16 protein-coding genes are annotated in these 19,143 nt (G+C 73.8%); 7 read left to right on the top strand and 9 right to left on the bottom strand.

What is annotated here, in order from left to right; translation table 11 throughout:
* Window positions 1-278 precede the first annotated feature (278 nt).
* From ACFZCF_RS21715 to ACFZCF_RS21700, 4 genes are all read left to right on the top strand, one after another.
* A complete protein-coding gene (locus ACFZCF_RS21715) occupies window positions 279-1,616 on the top strand; it encodes an ABC transporter substrate-binding protein (protein ID WP_388446079.1) in 1,338 nt (445 codons plus the stop codon).
* A 91-nt stretch (window positions 1,617-1,707) separates the two neighbouring features.
* On the top strand, window positions 1,708-2,715 hold the full coding sequence (locus ACFZCF_RS21710) for a carbohydrate ABC transporter permease (protein ID WP_388446076.1): 1,008 nt from the start codon (window positions 1,708-1,710) through the stop codon (window positions 2,713-2,715).
* A 3-nt stretch (window positions 2,716-2,718) separates the two neighbouring features.
* Window positions 2,719-3,633 (top strand): ABC transporter permease subunit, encoded by a 915-nt coding sequence (locus ACFZCF_RS21705; RefSeq protein WP_391288075.1) that lies wholly within the window; start codon window positions 2,719-2,721, stop codon window positions 3,631-3,633.
* Between the two features lie 126 nt (window positions 3,634-3,759).
* The gene (locus tag ACFZCF_RS21700) at window positions 3,760-5,202 is read left to right on the top strand and encodes a GH1 family beta-glucosidase (protein WP_391288074.1); all 1,443 of its coding nucleotides are present in this window, start codon (window positions 3,760-3,762) and stop codon (window positions 5,200-5,202) included.
* Between the two features lie 64 nt (window positions 5,203-5,266).
* On the opposite strand, the gene ACFZCF_RS21695 is transcribed toward ACFZCF_RS21700, so the two are convergent.
* Together ACFZCF_RS21695 and ACFZCF_RS21690 are read right to left on the bottom strand one after the other, a co-directional pair.
* Entirely contained in the window at window positions 5,267-5,737 is a 471-nt protein-coding gene (locus ACFZCF_RS21695) for a hypothetical protein (RefSeq protein WP_388446067.1), read from the bottom strand.
* A gap of 121 nt (window positions 5,738-5,858) precedes the next feature.
* Window positions 5,859-6,590, bottom strand: a complete 732-nt coding sequence (locus tag ACFZCF_RS21690; RefSeq protein WP_391288071.1) for a helix-turn-helix domain-containing protein — start codon at window positions 6,588-6,590, stop codon at window positions 5,859-5,861.
* Window positions 6,591-6,748: 158 nt separating this feature from the next.
* Here ACFZCF_RS21690 and ACFZCF_RS21685 point away from each other — a divergent pair, with 158 nt between their 5' ends.
* Complete coding sequence (locus ACFZCF_RS21685) at window positions 6,749-7,585, top strand: glycerophosphodiester phosphodiesterase family protein (RefSeq protein ID WP_391288069.1); 837 nt, start codon at window positions 6,749-6,751, stop codon at window positions 7,583-7,585.
* Between the two features lie 55 nt (window positions 7,586-7,640).
* Here ACFZCF_RS21685 and ACFZCF_RS21680 read toward each other — a convergent pair whose 3' ends face one another.
* The 4 genes from ACFZCF_RS21680 to ACFZCF_RS21665 form a co-directional block, all read right to left on the bottom strand.
* On the bottom strand, window positions 7,641-8,519 hold the full coding sequence (locus ACFZCF_RS21680; RefSeq protein WP_388446058.1) for a geranyl diphosphate 2-C-methyltransferase: 879 nt from the start codon (window positions 8,517-8,519) through the stop codon (window positions 7,641-7,643).
* Between the two features lie 30 nt (window positions 8,520-8,549).
* Window positions 8,550-9,812 (bottom strand): family 2 encapsulin nanocompartment cargo protein terpene cyclase, encoded by a 1,263-nt coding sequence (locus ACFZCF_RS21675; protein ID WP_391288067.1) that lies wholly within the window; start codon window positions 9,810-9,812, stop codon window positions 8,550-8,552.
* Window positions 9,813-9,869: 57 nt separating this feature from the next.
* Window positions 9,870-11,279, bottom strand: coding sequence for a family 2B encapsulin nanocompartment shell protein (locus ACFZCF_RS21670; protein WP_388446052.1), 1,410 nt, complete (start codon window positions 11,277-11,279; stop codon window positions 9,870-9,872).
* A 1,079-nt stretch (window positions 11,280-12,358) separates the two neighbouring features.
* On the bottom strand, window positions 12,359-12,700 hold the full coding sequence (locus tag ACFZCF_RS21665) for a GNAT family N-acetyltransferase (RefSeq protein ID WP_388446049.1): 342 nt from the start codon (window positions 12,698-12,700) through the stop codon (window positions 12,359-12,361).
* 166 nt (window positions 12,701-12,866) lie between these two features.
* Between ACFZCF_RS21665 and ACFZCF_RS21660 the strand changes: the two genes are divergently transcribed.
* A complete protein-coding gene (locus ACFZCF_RS21660; RefSeq protein ID WP_388446046.1) occupies window positions 12,867-13,430 on the top strand; it encodes an NUDIX domain-containing protein in 564 nt (187 codons plus the stop codon).
* A 9-nt stretch (window positions 13,431-13,439) separates the two neighbouring features.
* On the opposite strand, the gene ACFZCF_RS21655 is transcribed toward ACFZCF_RS21660, so the two are convergent.
* Window positions 13,440-14,702, bottom strand: coding sequence for an MFS transporter (locus ACFZCF_RS21655; RefSeq protein WP_391288064.1), 1,263 nt, complete (start codon window positions 14,700-14,702; stop codon window positions 13,440-13,442).
* Between the two features lie 70 nt (window positions 14,703-14,772).
* Between ACFZCF_RS21655 and ACFZCF_RS21650 the strand changes: the two genes are divergently transcribed.
* Window positions 14,773-15,795, top strand: coding sequence for a helix-turn-helix domain-containing protein (locus ACFZCF_RS21650; RefSeq protein WP_391288062.1), 1,023 nt, complete (start codon window positions 14,773-14,775; stop codon window positions 15,793-15,795).
* Here ACFZCF_RS21650 and ACFZCF_RS21645 read toward each other — a convergent pair.
* Together ACFZCF_RS21645 and ACFZCF_RS21640 are read right to left on the bottom strand one after the other, a co-directional pair.
* Window positions 15,792-18,032, bottom strand: coding sequence for a glycoside hydrolase family 9 protein (locus ACFZCF_RS21645; RefSeq protein ID WP_391288060.1), 2,241 nt, complete (start codon window positions 18,030-18,032; stop codon window positions 15,792-15,794). The two genes, ACFZCF_RS21650 and ACFZCF_RS21645, sit on opposite strands and share 4 nt — an antisense overlap.
* 184 nt (window positions 18,033-18,216) lie before the next feature.
* Entirely contained in the window at window positions 18,217-19,125 is a 909-nt protein-coding gene (locus tag ACFZCF_RS21640; RefSeq protein WP_391288058.1) for a LysR substrate-binding domain-containing protein, read from the bottom strand.
* Between the last annotated feature and the right edge of the window lie 18 nt (window positions 19,126-19,143).

Below are 19,143 nucleotides of genomic sequence, written 5' to 3'. Positions count from 1 at the left end.
GCACGGCGACGCGAATCCGCCACGCGCGCGTTCAGGAGATGACGTGAAGAGCGGCGCCGAGGCCTCCGGAAACCCGGCGAACACCTTCCGGTAACGAATCCGCGTTCATGTCTTGACACCCCCACCCACCCGGCGGCAACCTTCCGGCAACGACGTGGGAGCGCTCCCATCGGGCGGGCACAGCCTGCATCAGGTCCGGGCAGGGCCCGCCGAGCCGCGAGCAGCCGACCGGACCTCTTGGCGCTACAACGAGCACCACCTTGGACGAGGAGAGTGGAATGGGCACTTCCAGCAGCAGACGCGGACGCCGTACGGCCGCCGCGGCGATCGCCGCAGTGGTGACCGGGACGGTCCTGCTCACCGGTTGCGGAAGCGACGAGGACGACGAGGCCGGGAAGGACGGCGGGAAGATCACCCTGCGCGTCGGCACCTTCGGCTCGTTCGGCTACGACAACAAGACCGGCGCGAAGCTCTACGCCGAGTACGAGCGGCTCCACCCGAACATCAAGATCGAGGAGTCGAACGTCTCCGACGGTCAGAAGTACTGGGACACCCTGAAGCTCCGCCTCTCCCAGAACAGCGGCGTCGCCGACATCCAGGCGATCGAGGTCGGCTACATCGCCGAGGCCACCGGCACCAGCATGGCCGACAAGTGGGTGGACCTCGGCAAGGAGGGCGGCGCCGACACCTCCAAGTTCCTCGACTGGAAGATCAAGCAGGCCTCCACCGCCGACGGCAGGATCATCGCCCTCGGCACCGACATCGGCCCGATGGCCATCTGCTACAACAAGGACCTCTTCGCCCAGGCCAAGCTGCCCACCGCCCGCGAGGACGTCGCCAAGCTCTGGTCCGGCGACTGGTCGAAGTTCGTCGAGACCGGCGAGACATACAAGAAGAACGCCCCCGCCGGCACCGCCTTCCACGACTCCGCCAGCGGCCTCTTCAACGCGGTGCTCTCCAGCGACCCCGTCCAGTACGCCGACTCCAGCGGCAAGCTCGACTGGGAGAACAGCCCCGGCGTGCGGAAGGCCTGGGAGCTCGGCGTCAAGGCCGCCCAGGGCGGACTCACCGCCAAGCTGCGCCAGTTCGACGAGAAGGGCACCTGGAACGCCGCCTTCAAGAACTCCAAGTTCGCCACCGTCGCCTGCCCCTCCTGGATGACCGGCATCATCAAGGACCAGGCCGGTCCCGCCAACCAGGGCAAGTGGGACATCGCCGCGCCGCCGGTCGCCGGCAACTGGGGCGGCTCCTTCCTCGCCGTGCCCAAGGCGGGCAAGCACACCAAGGAGGCCGCCGAGCTCGCCGCCTGGCTGACCGCTCCCGAGCAGCACGCCAAGGTCTTCGGGGTGAACGGCAACATCCCGTCCACCAAGGACACCCTGCTCTCCCCCGCGGTGCAGAACGCCAAGATGCCGTACTTCGGCGACACGCCGGTCGGCAAGATCTTCTCCTCGGCGGCGGCCGGCATCAAGCCCGCTGTCATCAGCCGCTACGACGGCCAGGTGAAGACCTTCCTCACCGACAACGGCATCCTCGACATCGAGCAGCGGGGCACCGACCCGGCCAAGGCCTGGGAGAACGTCAAGAAGCTGGTCGACGACAAGATCGACCAGTAGCGGGGACCGCGTGCCGGCCCGCCGCCACCTGCCGGCGGCGGGCCGGCGCCGTCCGCACCACCGCACGCATCGACCTGGAAGGACGCCACCCGTGGCCACCTCCGTACGGGCGGAGCGGGGCGGCACCCCGCCGCCTCCCGCACCGCCCTCCCCGCCCGCCCCGCGCGGCCACCGCCGCCGAGGCCCGGGCGGCTGGCGCAGCACCCTCTACCGCTGGGACGTCAAGGCGATCCCGTACGTCTTCATCACCCCCTTCTTCCTCACCTTCGCCGCCTTCGGCCTCTTCCCGCTGATCTACACGGGCTGGCTCTCCCTCAACCGGGTCGAGCTCGGCGGCACCCCCGAGTGGAAGGGCCTGGAGAACTACACCGACCTCGCCACCAGCGAGTTCTTCTGGAACGCGCTCCTCAACACCTTCACCATCGGTGTCATCTCCACCGTCCCGCAGCTGCTGATGGCCCTCGGCCTCGCCCACCTGCTGAACTACAAGCTCCGCGGCCGCGGCTTCTTCCGGGTCGCCATCCTCGCCCCCTACGCCACCTCGATCGCCGCGGCGACGCTGGTCTTCGCCCAGCTCTTCAACACCGACTACGGCATGATCAACAGCCTGCTCGACTGGGTGGGGATCGGACCGATCGACTGGAACACCTCCAAGTGGCCGGCCCAGATCGCGATCTCGGTCATCGTCACCTGGCGCTGGACCGGCTACAACGCGCTGATCTACCTGGCCGCCATGCAGGCCGTGCCGCAGGACCTCTACGAGGCCGCCTCGCTCGACGGCGCCTCCCGCTGGCGCCAGTTCCTCAGCGTCACCATCCCCTCCATCCGGCCGACGATCTTCTTCACGATCATCGTCTCCACCATCGGCGCCACCCAGCTCTTCGGCGAGCCGATGCTCTTCGGCGGCAGCGTCGGCATCAGCGGCGGCAGCGGCCACCAGTTCCAGACGCTGAGCCTCCTGATGTACGAAAAGGGCTGGATCACCGGCGCGCTGGGCTCCGCCTCGGCGATCGCCTGGGTCATGCTGGCGCTCCTGCTGCTCGTCGGCGGCATCCAGGCCCTCGTCTCCCGCCGGAACCGCAAGAAGCTGGGGGACTGACCCATGGCCCGCACCCTCGACACCACGCCCGCCGTCGAGCCGAAGACGGCCGAGGAGCCCCCGACCCGCCGCCGCTTCCGCCAGACCGCGGGCCGGCAGCACCACGCGGGACCGCTCACCTACGTGCTGCTCGTCATCGCCACGGTGGTCTCGCTCTTCCCGCTGTACTGGAACGTGGTCGCCGCCTCGCACACCGGCGAGCGGGTCGTCCAGGCCCCCGCGCCCCTGCTGCCCGGCTCCCGCCTCCTCGACAACCTCACCTTCGCCTGGGACCAGGTCGACATGGGCGAGGCGCTGATCAACACCACGGTCGTGGCGAGCCTGGTCGCCGCGTCCACCGTCCTCTTCTCCACCCTCGCCGGCTTCGCCTTCGCCAAGCTGCCCTTCAAGGGACGCGGCATGCTGCTCTCGCTGGTCGTCGCCACGATGACCATCCCGCCGCAGCTCAGCGTCATCCCGCTGTACCAGATCATCACCGACCTGGGCTGGTTCGACCAGCTCCAGTCGGTCGTGCTGCCCTCGCTCGTCGCCGCCTTCGGCGTCTTCTTCATGCGCCAGTTCCTCGTCGAGGCGCTTCCCGTGGAGCTGGTCGAGGCGGCCCGCATGGACGGGGCGCACAGCCTGCGGATCATCTGGCACGTGGTCTTCCCGGTGGCCCGTCCGGCGATGGCGGTGCTCGGCATGCTCGTCTTCGTGCAGGCCTGGAACGACTTCTTCTGGCCCTTCATCGCGCTCACCCCGGACGGCAACCCGACCCTCCAGGTCGCGCTCGCCGGCCTGGGTGCCGGCAACCACACCGTCGACCACGCGATCGTCCTGACCGGCGCGCTGATATCGACCGTGCCGCTGCTGCTGGTCTTCGCCTTCCTGGGCAAGCACATCGTGGGCGGCATCACCGCCGGCGCGGTCAAGAGCTGACCGGGCCGCGGCCACGGGCCGCCCGCCCACCCCCGTCCGTACCGCCTTCCCGTCGGCCGCACGGGTCCGCCGCAGTCGCCGGACCCGTCACGGCCGACCCGTACCCCGCGTTGGGAGCGCCCTCCTATGACCGCGTCCGAGACCCGGCCGCTCACCGCCACCCGCCCGTTCCCGTCCGACTTCCTCTGGGGCGCGGCGACCGCCGCCTACCAGATCGAGGGGGCGGCCCGTGAGGACGGCCGCACCCCGTCCATCTGGGACACCTTCTCCCACACCCCCGGCAAGGTCTTCGAGGGCCACACCGGCGACGTGGCCGTCGACCACTACCACCGCTTCCGCGAGGACGTCGCGCTCATGGCCGAACTCGGCCTGAACGCCTACCGGTTCTCCGTCTCCTGGTCCCGCGTCCAGCCCACCGGGCGGGGCCCCGCCGTCCAGAAGGGCCTGGACTTCTACCGGGCGCTCGTCGACGAGCTGCTCGCCGCCGGCATCGAGCCGGCCCTGACCCTCTACCACTGGGACCTCCCGCAGGAGCTGGAGGACGCGGGCGGCTGGCCCGAGCGCGCCACGGCCGAGCGGTTCGCCGAGTACGCCGGAATCGTCGCGGACGCCGTCGGCGACCGCGTCAAGCGGTGGACCACCCTCAACGAGCCCTGGTGCAGCGCCTTCCTCGGATACGGCTCCGGGGTGCACGCCCCGGGCCGCACCGACCCGGTCGCCGCGCTGCGCGCCGCCCACCACCTCAACCTCGGCCACGGCCTCGCCGTCCAGGCCCTGCGCGCCTCGCTGCCGGCGGACCGCCAGATCGCGGTCTCGCTCAACCTGCACGAGGTGCGGGCGCGCAGCACCTCCGCCGAGGACCTGGAGGCGGCCCGCCGGATCGACGCCGTCGGCAACCGCGTCTGGCTCGGCCCGATGCTGGAGGGCGCCTACCCGGAGGACCTGATCGCCGACACCCGCCACCTCACCGACTGGTCCTTCGTCCAGCCCGGTGACACGGCGACGGCGAACCAGCCGCTGGACTTCCTCGCCATCAACTACTACGCGCCCACCCTGGTGGCGCACGTCGCCGAGGGCGAGGAGAAGCCGCAGGACGACGGGCACGGCGACAGCGCCCACTCGCCGTGGCCGGGCGCCGACTCGGTGGCCTTCCACCGTGCGCCCGGCGAGCGGACGGCGATGGGCTGGCCGGTGGACCCGACCGGCCTGTACGACCTGCTGCGCCGGACCTCGGAGGCGTACCCGGGCCTGCCGCTGGTGATCAGCGAGAACGGGGCCGCGTACGAGGACGTGGTCGGCGAGGACGGCGGGGTGCACGACCCCGAGCGCACCGCCTACGTGCACGCCCACCTCGCGGAGGTGCACCGGGCGATCGGCGACGGCATCGACGTCCGCGGCTACTACCTGTGGTCGCTGCTGGACAACTTCGAGTGGGCGTACGGCTACGCTAAGCGGTTCGGCATGGTCCACGTCGACTACGACACCCTGCGGCGCACCCCGAAGACGAGTGCCCGCTGGTACTCGGGCGTGGTCCGCTCGGGCGAACTGTCGGCACCCGACGCGGTCTGAGCCCACGACCCGGTGGCCGTGCCGGTCCTCACCGGCACGGCCATCAGGCGTTCCTGAGGAACGATCAGATGTCGACGACCCGGTAGCCGATGACGTAGATCCCGCCGGAACCCTCCACGCTGCGCCACTGGGTCTCGGCGCCGACCTCGCTGCCGGTGACGAGGGTGGCGCCCAGCTTGTCGTCGCCGCTGGTGGAGTCGTAGTCCCACAGCGTCAGGGTGCGGGCCTGCTCCTTGCCGAGGATGAGGGCGGCGTTGCCGTTGCCGTCGGCCATGGAGCGGACGTAACCGGTGCCCATGGTCTGGTACTTGAGGCCGCTGCCCGGCCAGACCTTGACGGCGTTGCCGTTGGCGTCGGTGATCTTGAGGTAGGCCTCGTCGTGGTCGCCCTCGCTGTTCTTCTGGCAGTGCAGCTCGACGAGTTCGATCCGCACGTAGTCGATCGGCTCGGCGTGGGCGGTGCCGGCGAAGGCCGCGAGGCTGCCGAGTCCGAGGAGGGCGGTGGCGGCGATACGCGCGATCCGGTTCTTGCGCATGGTGTGTCTCCCCCGAAGGTGTTCGTTCGCTTCTCTTCCGTGCCGTTCCCCCGGCACGTCCCCTACTGTGCCGTCGGACCCCGGCCTCGTTGTACGCGCGTTCCACTCAACGGAACCGGCGTCAGGGGGCGAGCGCGGCGGGCGGGATCGAGCGGCGCGGCACCCCGCGGGCCAGCGCGCGGCCGAGGGCCGCCCCCGCTCCGGCGACGGCCTCGGCGAGCGCGTCGAGCCGCCGTCCGGCCGGCACCATCGCGGCGAGCGCGGCGACGGTCCGCCCGTCCCGGCCCCGGACGGGGAAGGCGGCGCAGCAGACGCCGTCCATCACGTCCTCCCGGTCGAGGACCGGACCGCCCCGCAGGGGGCCGCGCAGCGCGGTTCCGGCGGCGGTGTCGAGGCGGAACGCGGTGCCGTTGCGCACCGGCACCAGCGGTTCCAGCTCGCCCGGCGCGGAGGCGACGACGAGGGCCCGGTCCTCGCGGAGCACGGCGAGGACGACGCTGGCGCCGGTCGCGGCCCGCAGCCGCTGCACGGGCAGCCGGGCGGCGAGGCGGAGGCCCGGGTGCGGTTCCCAGGCCTGCCCGAGGCAGTAGAGCTGCGGTCCCACGCGGTAGCGGGAGCCGCACCGCTCCACCGCGCCGACGGCGACGAGCTGGTCGAGCAGCCGGTGGGCACTGCCCTTGGGCACCCCGCAGGCGAGGGCGAGTTCGGTGACGCCGGCCTCGTCGCCGCACCGGCGCAGCGCGTCGAGGAGGGCGAAGGCGCCTTCGAGCACGCCCCGGCCGCGTCCCGGCCGGTCGTCGGTCGTCCCGTTCCGCCGCGCGTCGACGGCTCTCGGTGGTGTCGCGTGGTCCATGGGTGGCGTTCCCCTCGTCTCTCGGCCCGGCCGGTGTCCCCCATGGCACGGCTCCGGGCACCCTCCCACGATGCCGCAGACCCGGACGAACCACCGAAGGGTTCCGCGCCGGTGCGTCGCGTCCCGGTCCGTCCGGGGCCCGGGTAGCGTCACCGGCCGTGACTCCCGTACGCCTCCTCCGCCGCGCCGCGCCCGCGGGCGCCGCGCTGGCCGCGCTCCTGGTGGCCGCCCCGGCGCCGCCGGTGGCCCCGGCCCGTACCCTCACGGTGATCGCCCACCGGGGCGCGTCCTCTGCGGCGCCCGAGAACACGCTGGTCGCCGGCGAGGTGGCGCGCCGGGGCGGGGCAGAGTGGATCGAGAACGACGTCCGGCCGAGCCGGGACGGGGTGCCGTACGTGGTGCACGACGCGACGGTGGACCGGACGACCGACGGTTCGGGCGCGGTACGGGAGTTGACCTCGACGCAGCTGGACTCGCTGGACGCGGGCGCCTGGTTCGCGCCGTCCTTCGCCGGTGCCCGGGTCCCGAGGCTCGCCGCGCAGCTGGCGGACCTGCGGGAGCGGGGCGGGCGGCTGCTCCTGGAGGTGAAGGGCGCGCACTCCCGGGCGGAGGTGGCGCGGATCGTGCGGGACGTGCGGGAGCAGCGGATGGCGGAGCGGGTGGTGGTGCAGAGCTTCGAGCCGGTGACCCTGCGGTATGTGCGGGAGGCGGCGCCGGAGCTGCCGCGGGCGCTGCTGCGGGACCGGCTCGACGCGGATCCGGTGGCGGTGGCGAGGGAGCTGGGGCTGGCCGCGTACCACGTCTCCGACCGGGGTCTGGCGGCCCGTCCGGGCGCGGTGGCGGAGCTGCGCGCGGCGGGGGTGGCGGTGAACGTGTGGACGGTCGACGCGCCGGCGCGCTGGCGTGCGCTCGCCGATCTGGGGGTGGACGGGGTGATCACGGACCGGCCGACGGAGCTGGCCGGGTGGAACGCGGCGCGGGCCGGGAAGCGCTGAGGGCCGGGTCCGTCGCGAGGGACGGGCCCGGCCCGGTGACCGGCCGCGCAGGGGATCAGACGCGGTCGGCGGCGATCAGCACGTACTGGAAGGAGCCGTCCTTGTACGACTCGATGAACGCCTCTTCGATGCCGGTGACCAGCGACGAGGTGGCGCGCAGCTCCCAGTAGGGCAGCGTGTCGGGGGTCAGGTCGATGACGGCCTGGGGCACCAGGCGGTTGTCGGCCATCGCCTTCAGGTACTCGCGGCGCGAGTGGATGTTGCACTCGAAGTGGGCGTTGATCTGGGAGACCCACTTGGAGGGCTGGCCGTACTTCGGGTTCCAGCAGCCGGTGATGGTGACGTAGCGGCCGCCGACCTTGAGGAAGCGGGAGTGCTCGGCCATCAGGTCGTCGAGGTCGACGTACATGCTGGACTCGTTGTTCCAGGAGGCGGTGATGCTGCCCTTCTCGAACGGGGTGTCGAGCATGTTGCAGACCTGGGCGCGGACGTGGCCGTCGATGCCGAGCTCGCGGGCGCGCTTGTTGCCGAACTCCGCCTGGGTGGAGGACAGGGTGACGCCCTCGACCTTGCAGCCGAAGCGCTGGTGGGCCATGACGCTGGAGCCGCCGCGGCCGCAGCCGGCGTCGACGAGGGTGTCGGCGGGGGTGACGGTGCCGAGGTGGTCGAGGAGCACCTCGGTCTGGGCGGACTCAAGGCGGTGCAGCTCGGCGATGAGCTTCTTCTCGTACTCGCTGTCCTCGGGGGTGCCGAGGGCGGCGTGGTCGACGGCGCCGATGCCGTAGTGGTGGTGGTAGAGGCCGTCCACGTCACCGAGGCGCAGGTTGACGGGCCGCGCCTCGGCGTTCCAGTAGCGGGCGATGTCGCCCTGGTACGGCGTCGCCGGGCCGGGGATCATCGCGGAGGCGTCGGTGGAGGTCAGCTCGGTGGTCACAGAGGAGTTCCCTTTCTCACGGGACGGTGGTTACCAGAAGTCGGGCAGGCTGTAGCGGAACGTGTTGGTCTGGTGCCAGTAGTGGTTGCCGTCGACCCAGGCGGCGACGCCCTTGAGGAAGCGCAGCACGGTGGGGACGGGGAAGGCGGCGGCCAGGTCGGCGGCGGCGGCCTCGAAGGCGTGCATGAGGTCGTTGTGGACCTCGATCGCCTTGAGGTAGGCGTCGCGCTCGGAGAGCTTCTCGCGCTCGGCGAGCACCACCGGCAGGTTGAGGTGGACGCCGGGGCTGGAGAGTTCCTTGGTGTAGGAGTACAGGTCGTTGACGATGGTCGTCGCGTTGCTCGCGAGCGCGATGACCCGCTGCGTCTCCGGCCGGGCGTGCAGGTCCGCCGGCAGTTCGTAGCCGCCGACGGTGTCGGTGATGGTGGGGCAGGGGCGGAAGTTGTTGAACTGGCGCATGGCCAGGTACTCCCACACCTCGGGCACGTGGCCGGTCTCGGCCCAGGCCGCCTCGGCGAGGTACCCCATGTGGAGCCGGGCCATGTCGTGCCGGAAGCGGTCGGCCTGGGAGGGCGAGGCCGCGCGGACGAAGTAGTCCATGGCGGAGCGGTAGGCGCGGCGCGGGGCGTCCGAGCCGAGCGACTCCGCCCACGCCGGCGCGTACTCCGGTGTGGTGTGGACGGGGTCGAGCGCGGTGTGCGCCATGAGGAGGCGCCCGCCGAGGCCGATGGGCGAGCCGCCGTGGTCCTCGCAGTAGCAGTCGTCGACGGCGTTCTCCGCGACCATGAGCCGGGTGGCCAGCATCAGGTGGTCGACGGTGGGGGCGTCGGGGTGGCAGGCCACCATGTAGCGCCCGACGTGGAAGCCGTCGAACTGCCCTTCCCACTCGTCCGGGTAGAGCTGGATCTCGTCCACGGCCCAGGCCTTGATCCGGCGGCTGACCTCGTCCACGCGGACGGGGTCGGGGTCGGGGACGGGGTGGAAGTAGAGGCCGGGGACGGGCCTGCCCTCCGCCGCCGAGGAGGCGGCGGACGGCGGCCCGGCGGGCGCCGGGAGCCCGGTCGGCGCCGGGGCCGGCGCCGCGAGCGCGTCCGGGACCGCCGCCGGGCGGGCCAGGGAGAGGGTGGACGTGCCGAGTCCGCTGGGCCCGCCGGGGATCCAGCGGGGCGCGGCGGCCGGCGCGGGCGCCTCTGCGGCCGGGCCGGCGAGGACGGCGGCGAGGACGGCGGCCCCGAGGCGGGCCGCCGCCGCGGGCGGGTGCGCCGGCAGGGGGGAGAGCCCGGGGTCGGGCATCCGTCAGCTCCTTGCTGGGGTGGGGTGGTCCGTCCCGGAACCGGGACGGACGGGGTGTCAGTCGCGGCGGCGGGCGATCTGCACGTTCTCCATCACGCCGAGCGCGTCCGGCACGAGGACGGCGGCGGAGTAGTACGTGGTGACGAGGTACGACATGATCGCCTGCTCGCTGATGCCCATGAAGCGGACGGAGAGGCCGGGCTCGATCTCCTCCGGGATGCCGGTCTGGCGCAGACCGATGACGCCCTGGTTCTCCTCGCCGGTGCGCATGGCGATGATGGAGCTGGTCTGCTCCTTGGAGATCGGGATCTTGTTGCAGGGCAGGATCGGGACGCCGCGCCAGGCCGGCACGGACTGGCCGCCGAGGTCGACGTGGTCCGGGTAGAGCCCGCGGGCGTTGAACTCGCGTCCGATGGCGGCGATGGTGCGCGGGTGGGCGAGGAACAGCTTGGTGCCCCGGCGGCGGCTGAGCAGCTCGTCCATGTCGTCCGGGGTGGGCGGGCCGGAGTGGGTCTGGATCCGCTGCTTGAAGTCGGCGTTGTGCAGGAGGCCGAACTCGCGGTTGTTGACGAGCTCGTACTCCTGCCGCTCGCGGAGCGCCTCGATGGTCAGGCGGAGCTGCTCCTCCGTCTGGTTGTGCGGGCCGTTGTAGAGGTCGGCGACGCGGGTGTGGACCTTGAGGATGGTCTGCGCGACGGAGAGCTCGTACTCGCGCGGCTTGAGCTCGTAGTCCACGAACGCGCCGGGGAGGACGGCCTCGCCGACGTGCCCGGAGGACATGGCGATCTCGGCCTCGCCGTGCTTGTTCTGCGCCTGCTCGGGGAGGCTGGAGAACGCCTGGATGTGGGCCTGGAGGGCCGGCGCGTTCGCCATGACGGCGGCGAAGTCGGCGCGGGAGAGGGTGAGGAGGGTGCCCGCGGTGTCGGCGGTGGCCGTGTAGTCCCAGGTGGCGTCGGCGTCGAGGAGGGCGTTCTCGCCGAAGCGGTCGCCGTCGCCGAGCACGGCGACGGCGATGTCCTCGTCGTAGGGGCCCTCGGAGGTCTGCGTGACCCGGCCGTGCGCGAGGAGGTGGATCTCGCCGGCCGGGTTGCCGCGGGTCACGAGGACCTCGCCGGCGGAGAAGTCGCGCTGGACGCAGCGATCGGCCAGCGCGGTGAGCACGTCGACGTCGTCGAAGCCGCGGAGCAGGGCGAGTTCGCCGAGCTCGCGGGGGATGACGCGGACGGTGGCGCCGTCCTGGACGAACTCGACGCGGCCGTCCCCGACGGTGTAGGTGAGCCGGCGGTTGACCCGGTAGGCGCCGCCCTTGGTCTCCACCCAGGGGAGCGTCCGCAGCAGCCAGCGGGAGGTGATCTCCTGCATCTGCGGCGCCGACTTGGTGGTCGAGGCGAGGTTCCGCGCGGCGTGGGTGCTGAGGGACTGCTGCGGGGGTGCCGCCTGGGCTTCCGGGCTGGTGTCGACGGTCATCGGACCGGTCTCTCCTTAGCGAGGGTGACCGGGCACGGCGGCACGCCGGACCGGTCGAGGGGAGGAATGGGGGTACGGAGGGAGGGGGCCTGGGGGAGGTGGTCAGGCCGTCCGTCCAGACCCGGGGAACAGTAACGGCCCGTCACCGCGCCGCGCCTGAGGAGCCGAGGGCCATTACCTCGATGCGGTGATCTTGCTCCCGGGTCGGTTTACCGCCCCTCCGGTCGCGTTTCCGCCACGGGCGCGGGGGCCGCACCGACAAGTGGGCCGGTGGGGGCGTCGGGGAGCCCCGGTGCCCCGATCGGACGGCATGCGTTCAGGCCATCTCGGCCCCGCCCGCGCCCTCTTGACAGCCCACCCCCGTCACACAAGTCAACCGCGGACGTCAACGCGGATTCGACGCCTCGAAGGGGTCCTCACCGTCGCCCCGGCGGACGCCCCGCCGAGCCGGGCGGACGCCCGGTCCCACGGGGGGACGCCGCACCGAGGCGGTATTGAGGCGGTGCGCGCTACTTTCTCCCGCCCGCCCGCCCGCGCGCGAGGGGGCGGGGCCGCGCGGCCCGGGAGCCGGGGGCGGGCGCGCGCGAGGAGGCCTGGTGGGGGCTCCCGGTGGTGGTCGGGGGGGGAACGGGACGCGGGCCGTGCCCGGCGTCCAGGGTCCGCCGCCGGGGACGGGGCGGGCACGGCGTCGTCGCCGACGGGCGCGCGGCGGCTCGGCGGGGCACTCGCGGGACGCGGGGCGGTGGCGCCCGCGCGCCGAGCACGGCGTGGACCGCGTGCCGGCCGGGGGGGCGACGACGGGAAACGCGCGAGGATTCTGGCTCGGCGCGGGCTGCTCCTCGTGCGCGCGGCTGGTCCCCGGGCCGCCCCTCGCGCGCGGACGACTGGCCGGCGGCGGGCCGAAGCGCGGCGCATGTGTACGGCTGGTTCCCGGGCCGGGCCGGCAGGGCGGCGCCCGCCCGCGGCTGGCCCCTGGGCCAGGAGCGTGGCGCACGTGCACGGCTGGCCCCCGGGACCCGGCCCGGGCGGGGCCCGCCCGCCCGGAGGGCCTTCGGTTCCGGAGGCCCGGGATGTGTGCGCTAGCGGCCCAGGTGGGCGTCCAGCCACTGGAGGAGCTCGGGGGTGACCGGGTCGGTGATGTCGGCGAACTCCTCGTGCTTCTTGAGGAACTTGGCGACGTACGGGCAGACCGGCACGATCCGCATGCCGGAGGCGCGTACGTCGTCGAGGGCGTGCTGGACGAGGATCCCCGCCAGGCCCTGGCCCGCGTAGGCCTCGTCGACCTCGGTGTGGAAGAAGACGCGGCGGTCGTCGCGGTCCCGGTAGGCGGTCAGCCCGGCGCGGGCGCCGTCGACGAGGATCTCGTAGCGGTGGCGCTCGTCGACGCGGCGGACAACGGGGGCGACGGTCTGCTCGCTCATGGGCGGCCTTTCGGAGTCGAGGAGGTCGGACGCGGTCCCACCCTACGCCTCGGTATCCGCAGGTGGCGGGCGGGCGGCGCGGCCGAAACCGCTGTGCACTCCGAGGGGGTCGGGCTCGTTGGACCCGGTGAAGCCGCTCCACACTCCCCCACCCCGGAGGCCCGACATGCACCCCCTGCCCTCCCCCGCTCCCGCCACCGCCCCGGCGGGGTGCCGGGCGATGCTCCCGGTCGACGAGTTCGTCGCGACGCTGCCGAAGGCGACCCTCTTCGGTGCGGTGTACTTCACCGACATGGACGACCGGCCCGTGCAGCTCCACGCCGTGTACAGCCCGGACCACCCCTGGCAGCTGCCGGGCGGCACCGCCGAGGCGGGGGAGCGGCCGTGGCGGACCGCCGTGCGGGAGACGGAGGAGGAGACGGGTCTCGTGGTGCCCGGCCCGCCCCGGCTCCTGGCCGCCGTCTTCGGGCTGCCGGGCGCCGCGTGGCCGCTGGCGACGGCCGGGTACGTCTTCGACGGCGGGCGGCTCACCGACCGGCAGATCGAGGGGCTCGTCCTCGACCCGGAGGAGCACGACGAGGTGCGCGTCCTGCCGCTCCCCCGGTGGCGGCCGCTGATGCCGCCACGCGACTTCGCCCGTCTGACCGCCTTCGCGGAGGCCCGGCGCACCGGCACGGCCGCCTATGTGGGCGCCTGGGACTGGGACGAACCGCCCGCCGGAGAGGAGTAGGCCCCGCGTTCAGTCGGCCCGGGCGCGGCGGAGGGTGCGGATCGCCGGGACGGCCAGCAGGGCGGCGCTCGCCGCCACGCAGGTGGCCGCCGAGAGGAGGAGGAAGTGGTGGGGGGTGGTGAGGGCCGCGGCCGGACCGGCGAGCAGCTGGCCGGCGGAGATCCCGGAGACCGAGCCGGCGAGTTCGTAGGCGCTGACGCGGTTGAGGACCTCGGGCGGGGTGTGGGTCTGCACGCTGGTGGCCCACATCACTGACCAGAAGGCGAGCGCCGCCCCCGCGACGGCGTGTGCGGCGAGGAGGGCGGGCAGCCCGGCGTCCAGGGCGATCGCGAGGGGCATCGCGCCGTAGAGGAGCATCGCGCCGGCACCGGCGGCGAGGGGGCGGGCGGGGCGCAGCCGGAGGGCCAGGAGTCCGCCCAGGACGGTGCCCGCGCCGAGGGCGGAGACCGCCAGGCCGTAGGCGTCCGGGCCGAGGCGGGTGCCGATCAGGGTGGAGCCGAGCGGCACCAGGGGGCCGAAGACGAGCACGCCGTGGACGACCCAGATGAGGACGACGGCCCACATCCAGGTGCGGGCGCGGAACTCCCGCCATCCCTGACGCAGGTCGCGCCGGAGTGAACCCCCGCCGCCCGAAGGTGAGTCGGCAGGCCGCGGGGCGAGGCGCAGCAGGGCCAGGCAGAGGGCGCTGACGAGGAAGGTGGCCGCGTCGACGGCGTAGACCGTGCCGGCGTCGGTGACGGCGATCAGCAGGCCGGCGAGGGCGGGGCCGAGGAGGTGGGCGAGCGCGTCGGCGACCTTGAGGGTGGCGTTGGCCCGGTGCGGGTCGCGGGTGACGTGCGGGACCATGCCGTTCACCCCGGGCAGGAACATCGCGACGGCCGCCCCGGCCACCGCCGCCATGGTGACGAGCAGCCAGAACGCGGGCCGCCCGGTGAAGAAGGCGACGGCCAGCACCCCTTGGGTGGCGACGCGTACGAGGTCGGCGCCGACCATCATGCGGCGGGCGCCGAAGCGGTCGGAGAGGACCCCGCCGAAGAGGACGAGGAGGACGAAGGTGCCGGTCCAGGCCCCGAGGACGAGGCCGACGCCGGTCACGCCGTACAGCGCGCCGACGGCGAGCGCGGCGGCCACGGGCATCATCGCGTCCCCGAGGAGGGAGACGGCGCGGGCGGTGAAGTAGAGGCCGAACCGGCGGTCCCACAAGGGGGCCGGTGCGCCGTCGGGGTCGGCGGGGAGGGCGCGGGTCTGCTGTGCTGGCTGCTCGGTGGTCACCCGACGATGCTGGTCCGGACTTTCGGCGGCCCCCAGTGTCCCGACCGACGCGATGGGGTACTTTCGCGCCATGACCCCGCCGCCCCGGCCCGAACTCCCCGCCCCGCACCGGGTGGTGGCGCTGCTGATGCCACCGCAGCCCGCGTTCCCGCTGGCCTGCGCCTCGGAGGTGTTCGGCGACCACGGGACGGCGGTGCCGGTGCGGTACGCCTTCCGGGTCTGCGCCGAGCGGCCGGGGACGGTCCGGACCGATGCCGGCTACGACCTGCTGGTCGCGGCCGGCCTCGACGCGCTGGAGGGCGCGGACACGGTGCTGGTGCCGGGCTGGGGGCCGTCCGCCGGGGGCGAGGTGCCGCCCGCGGTGGTGGCGGCGGTGCGGCGGGCGCACGCGCGCGGGGCGCGGGTCGTCGGCCTGTGCGCGGGGGCGTTCGTGCCGGCCGCCGCCGGGCTCCTGGACGGGCGGCGGGCCGCCACCCACGGGGCCCGCGCCGCCGAACTGGCCTCCCGCTTCCCCCGGGTGCGGGTCGACCCGGCGGTGCTGTACGTGGACCACGGCGACGTGGCCACCAGCGCGGGCGGCGCGGCGGGCGTGGACCTGTGCCTGCACCTGGTCAGCGCTGACCAGGGCGCCGGGTACGCGGCGCGGCTCGCGCGGCGGATGGTGATGCCGCCGCACCGGGAGGGATGCCAGCTGCAGTACGCGGAGCTGCCGGCCGCCGGGCCCGCGGCCGACTCCCTGGCGCCGCTCCTGGAGTGGCTGGGCGAGCGGCTCGAACAGCCGCTGTCGGTCGCGGACATGGCGGCTCGCGCGCGGGTCTCGCCCCGGACGCTGACCCGGCGCTTCGGCGAGCAGCTGGGCATCAGCCCGGGCCGTTGGCTCCTCGACCGGCGCGTCGCCGCGACGCGGGCGCTCCTGGAGGAGACGGACCTGCCGGTGGAGACCATCGCCCGCCGGGTGGGCCTGTCCTCGGCCGTCAACCTCCGCCGTCGTTTCCACGAGGCCCTGCGCACCACCCCCGCCGCCTACCGGCGCGCCTTCCGGGCGGAGGGGGCGCGGGCAGCGGCGGGAGCGGACGCGGCGGCCGGTTCCTAGCCCTGGTCGGCGACGAAGGACGCCATCCAGGTCAGGGCGGAGTTCCAGTTGATGGTCAGTTCGTTGGTGGACCAGGACTGGATGTCGTCGATGTAGCAGAACTGGCCGGTGCAGCCCTGGAGTCTGGCCTGGGCCACCGGGTCCTGGATGCTGGAGTTCGGGCCGCCGGAAAGCGAGCCGGCGGGCGGGTGCGGCAGTTTGGGGTCGAGCTGGTGGGCGTACCAGCGGCTGTGCTGGTTCCGGGCGCTGACCTCGCCGTAGCCGGTGACGTAGGAGAGGTTCAGGGCGTTGCGGCCGAGGAGGTAGTCCATGCTCTGGACCGCCCCGTCGCGGTAGGCGGCGGCGCCGGTGAGGTCATAGGCGGTGGCGAGGACGACGGCGTTGTTGAGGATCTGGTGGGTGGAGCCCCAGTCGTACCGCTGGCCCTCGGGGGCGTACGGCATGCCGTAGGGGTGGGCCCTGAGGGTGGCCAGGTAGCGGTCGGCCCCGGCGCGGACCGAGGCGCGGACCTTGTCGCGGCCGGGCAGGCGGTTGGGGACGGTGGCGAGGTCGAGGCGGGCGGGGACGGCGGTGCGGGCCCAGTCGAAGCCGACGGCGCCGAAGATGTCGGCGGTGTGGACGGGGGAGGCCAGGACGTGGTCCTTGAACGCCTTCTCCCCGGTGGTGAGGTAGAGCTCGGCGGCGGCCCAGTAGAACTCGTCGGAGACGTCGGCGTCGGGGTAGGCGCCGCCGCCGACGCCGTCGCTCTCGGAGGCGAGGACGTCGGGGTGGGCGAGGGCGGCGGCCCAGGCCTTGCGGGCGGCGGTCAGCGCGGTGGCGGCGAACCGGGAGTCGAACTTCTTGTAGACGCGGGCCGCCTGGGCGGCGGTGGCGGCGAGGTTGAGGGTGGCGGCCGTGGTCGGCGGGTGGAGCTCGCGCTTCTGCGGGTCGTCGGCGGGCAGCAGCGGCAGGCCGGTCCACTGCTCGTCGTGGATCTTGTGGTGGGCCATGCCGGCGAGCGGTTCGCCTTCGGGGACCTGCATCTTCAGGAGGAAGTCCAGCTCCCAGCGGGCCTCGTCGAGGAGGTCGGGGACGCCGTTGCCGCTCTCGGGGAGGGCGAGGGTGTCGTCGCCGAGCGCGTCGGCGTCGCCGGTGCGGGCGTGCCGGGCGCGCTCGTAGGTGGAGAGGAGCTGCCAGACGGAGATGCCGCCGTTGACGACGTACTTGCCGTGGTCGCCGGCGTCGTACCAGCCGCCGCTCACGTCGAGGGTGTAGTCGCAGACGCCGGGCTGGCAGGGGACCCGGGTGTCGCCCTGGTTGGGGGCGGTGCCGACGTGGCCGGCCGCGCGGCCGTAGCCGGGGCGCAGGTCGTCGCGGATGGGGGTGCCGCTGCGCTGGGTGTAGTAGAACTTCGCGGCGTCCAGGCGCAGTCGGTCGTAGGCGGCGGTGCCGATGTCGAAGGGGTGGCTGGTCTCGCCGTCGACGGTGAGGGTGAAGCCGGCGCCGGGCGTCCGGTGGCGGCCGAAGTCGATGGAGTGGACGTTCTGCCCGGAGGAGCCGTCGATTCCGCGGGGGACCGTCCAGCCGCGCGCGACGGCGGTGCCGCCGGCGTCGTCGAGCCGCCAGGGGAGCCGGGTGGTCGCCTCGGTGACGAGGGTGGCGTTCTTGGGCCCCCGGGGCAGATAGCCGACCTGGTTGACCCGGACGCGGGGGCCGGTGTCGGGCTCGTACTTCTCCGGTGGCACCCCGCCGAGCAGGGAGACGTCGTCGAGGCAGAACCGCCAGGCGTCGGCGGCGCCGCCGAGCTGGAAGGCGACCTGCCCCTGAGTGGTGTCGACCGGGGAGGTGAAGGTGTAGGCGTAGGTGTCGCCGGAGACGCTGAGCTGGGGCACGACCTCGTAGTAGGCGTCGTACGGGGCGACTTGGAGTCCGACGACGGCGCGGACGGAGTGGCCGGCCGGGGTGCCGCCGGCGCGGAAGGCGAAGCGGTACGTCTCCCCGGCGGCGAGCGTGAGGTCGTTCTGGCCGACCGCGGCGTCCCAGCGGTTCACGGTGCCGCCGGGCACGTCGGCGCAGAGCCCGCCGTCGGCCGGGGCGGCGGTGACGCCGCTCGTCCACCAGGGAGCGGTGCCGTCGTCGAAGGTGCCGTTCACGATCTGCTCCACCGGATCCGCGCCGGCCGTGCCCGCGGGCACGGCGGTCAGGCCGGCCGCCAGCAGGGCCGTCAGGGACAGCAGGGCGGTTCTGCGTCGGTTCAACGTCCGCTCCTCGTGGGGGTCGGTGGAACGCCCCCTCCGGTACGCCGTCGCGACCGGTGTGGGAGCGCTCCCAAGCGAGTCGTGGACATCCTTGTGGCCGGACCGCGGGGCCGTCAACGGTCCGGACGGCCCCCGCACGGGAAATACGGCCCCGCGCGGGGAAATACCGCCGCCGGTCGGCGGATCACCCCCCGCCGTGCCGCCCCGCCCCCACGCGCAGGGCTTCGACGAGCGCGGTGACGTGCGGCCGGTCACGGCCGCCGATCGTGGCGACGCCGATGTGCCGGACCGGGCCCGGCGGCGCGATCGGGACGGCGCGCACGCCCGGCACCTCGGGGTCGAGCGCGATGGAGGGGACCAGGGAGATCCCCAGGCCCGCGGCGACGAGGGAACGGGCGAAGAAGTAGTCGGTGGTGGTCCCGCGGATCTCCGGGTCGAAGCCCGCGCGCTCGGCGAAGCGCCGCAGGTACGCCTCGGTCTTCAGGCAGCCGAGCACCCAGGGTTCGGCCGCCAGGTCCACCAGGTCGAGCGCGGCGCGGCGGGCGAGCCGGTGCCCCTCCGGCAGGACGACGTGCAGCGGGTCCTCCAGGAGCGGCGTCCACTCCAGGCCCCGGCCGGTGCCGGGGCCGACGGGCAGCGGGCCGTCGAAGTGGTAGGCGAGGGCGAGGTCCACGGCGCCCTGGCGGACCAGCGGAAGGGTGTCCTCGGGCTCGCCCTCCCTCACGTGGAGCACGGTGCGCGGGTGGGCCGCCATGAGCCGGGCGAGGGCGTCGGGCAGCAGGAGCCTGCCGCCGCTGGTGAAGGCGGCGACGGTCAGCTGGGTGCGGCCGGTGTCGAGCGCGGCGATGCGCCGGCGCGCCTCGGCGAGCTCCGCCGCGACGGACTCGGCGGCGCCCACCATGATCCGCCCGGCCCGGGTGAGCGTCACACCGCGGGTGCTGCGGGCCACCACCCGGGCGCCCAGGCCCCGCTCCAGCGCGGCCACCTGCTGGGAGACCGCCGAGGGGGTGAGGCAGAGGGCCGCGGCGGCCCGGTTGAAGCTGCCGTGCTCCGCCACCGCACGCAGGACACGGAGCCGCTGGACATCGATCAACAGTTTTCCTTCATACGC

It is taken from the genome of Streptomyces sp. NPDC007945, assembly GCF_042958885.1.
Lineage (GTDB): Bacteria > Actinomycetota > Actinomycetes > Streptomycetales > Streptomycetaceae > Streptomyces.
This window is presented reverse-complemented; position numbering and strand designations above follow the sequence as displayed.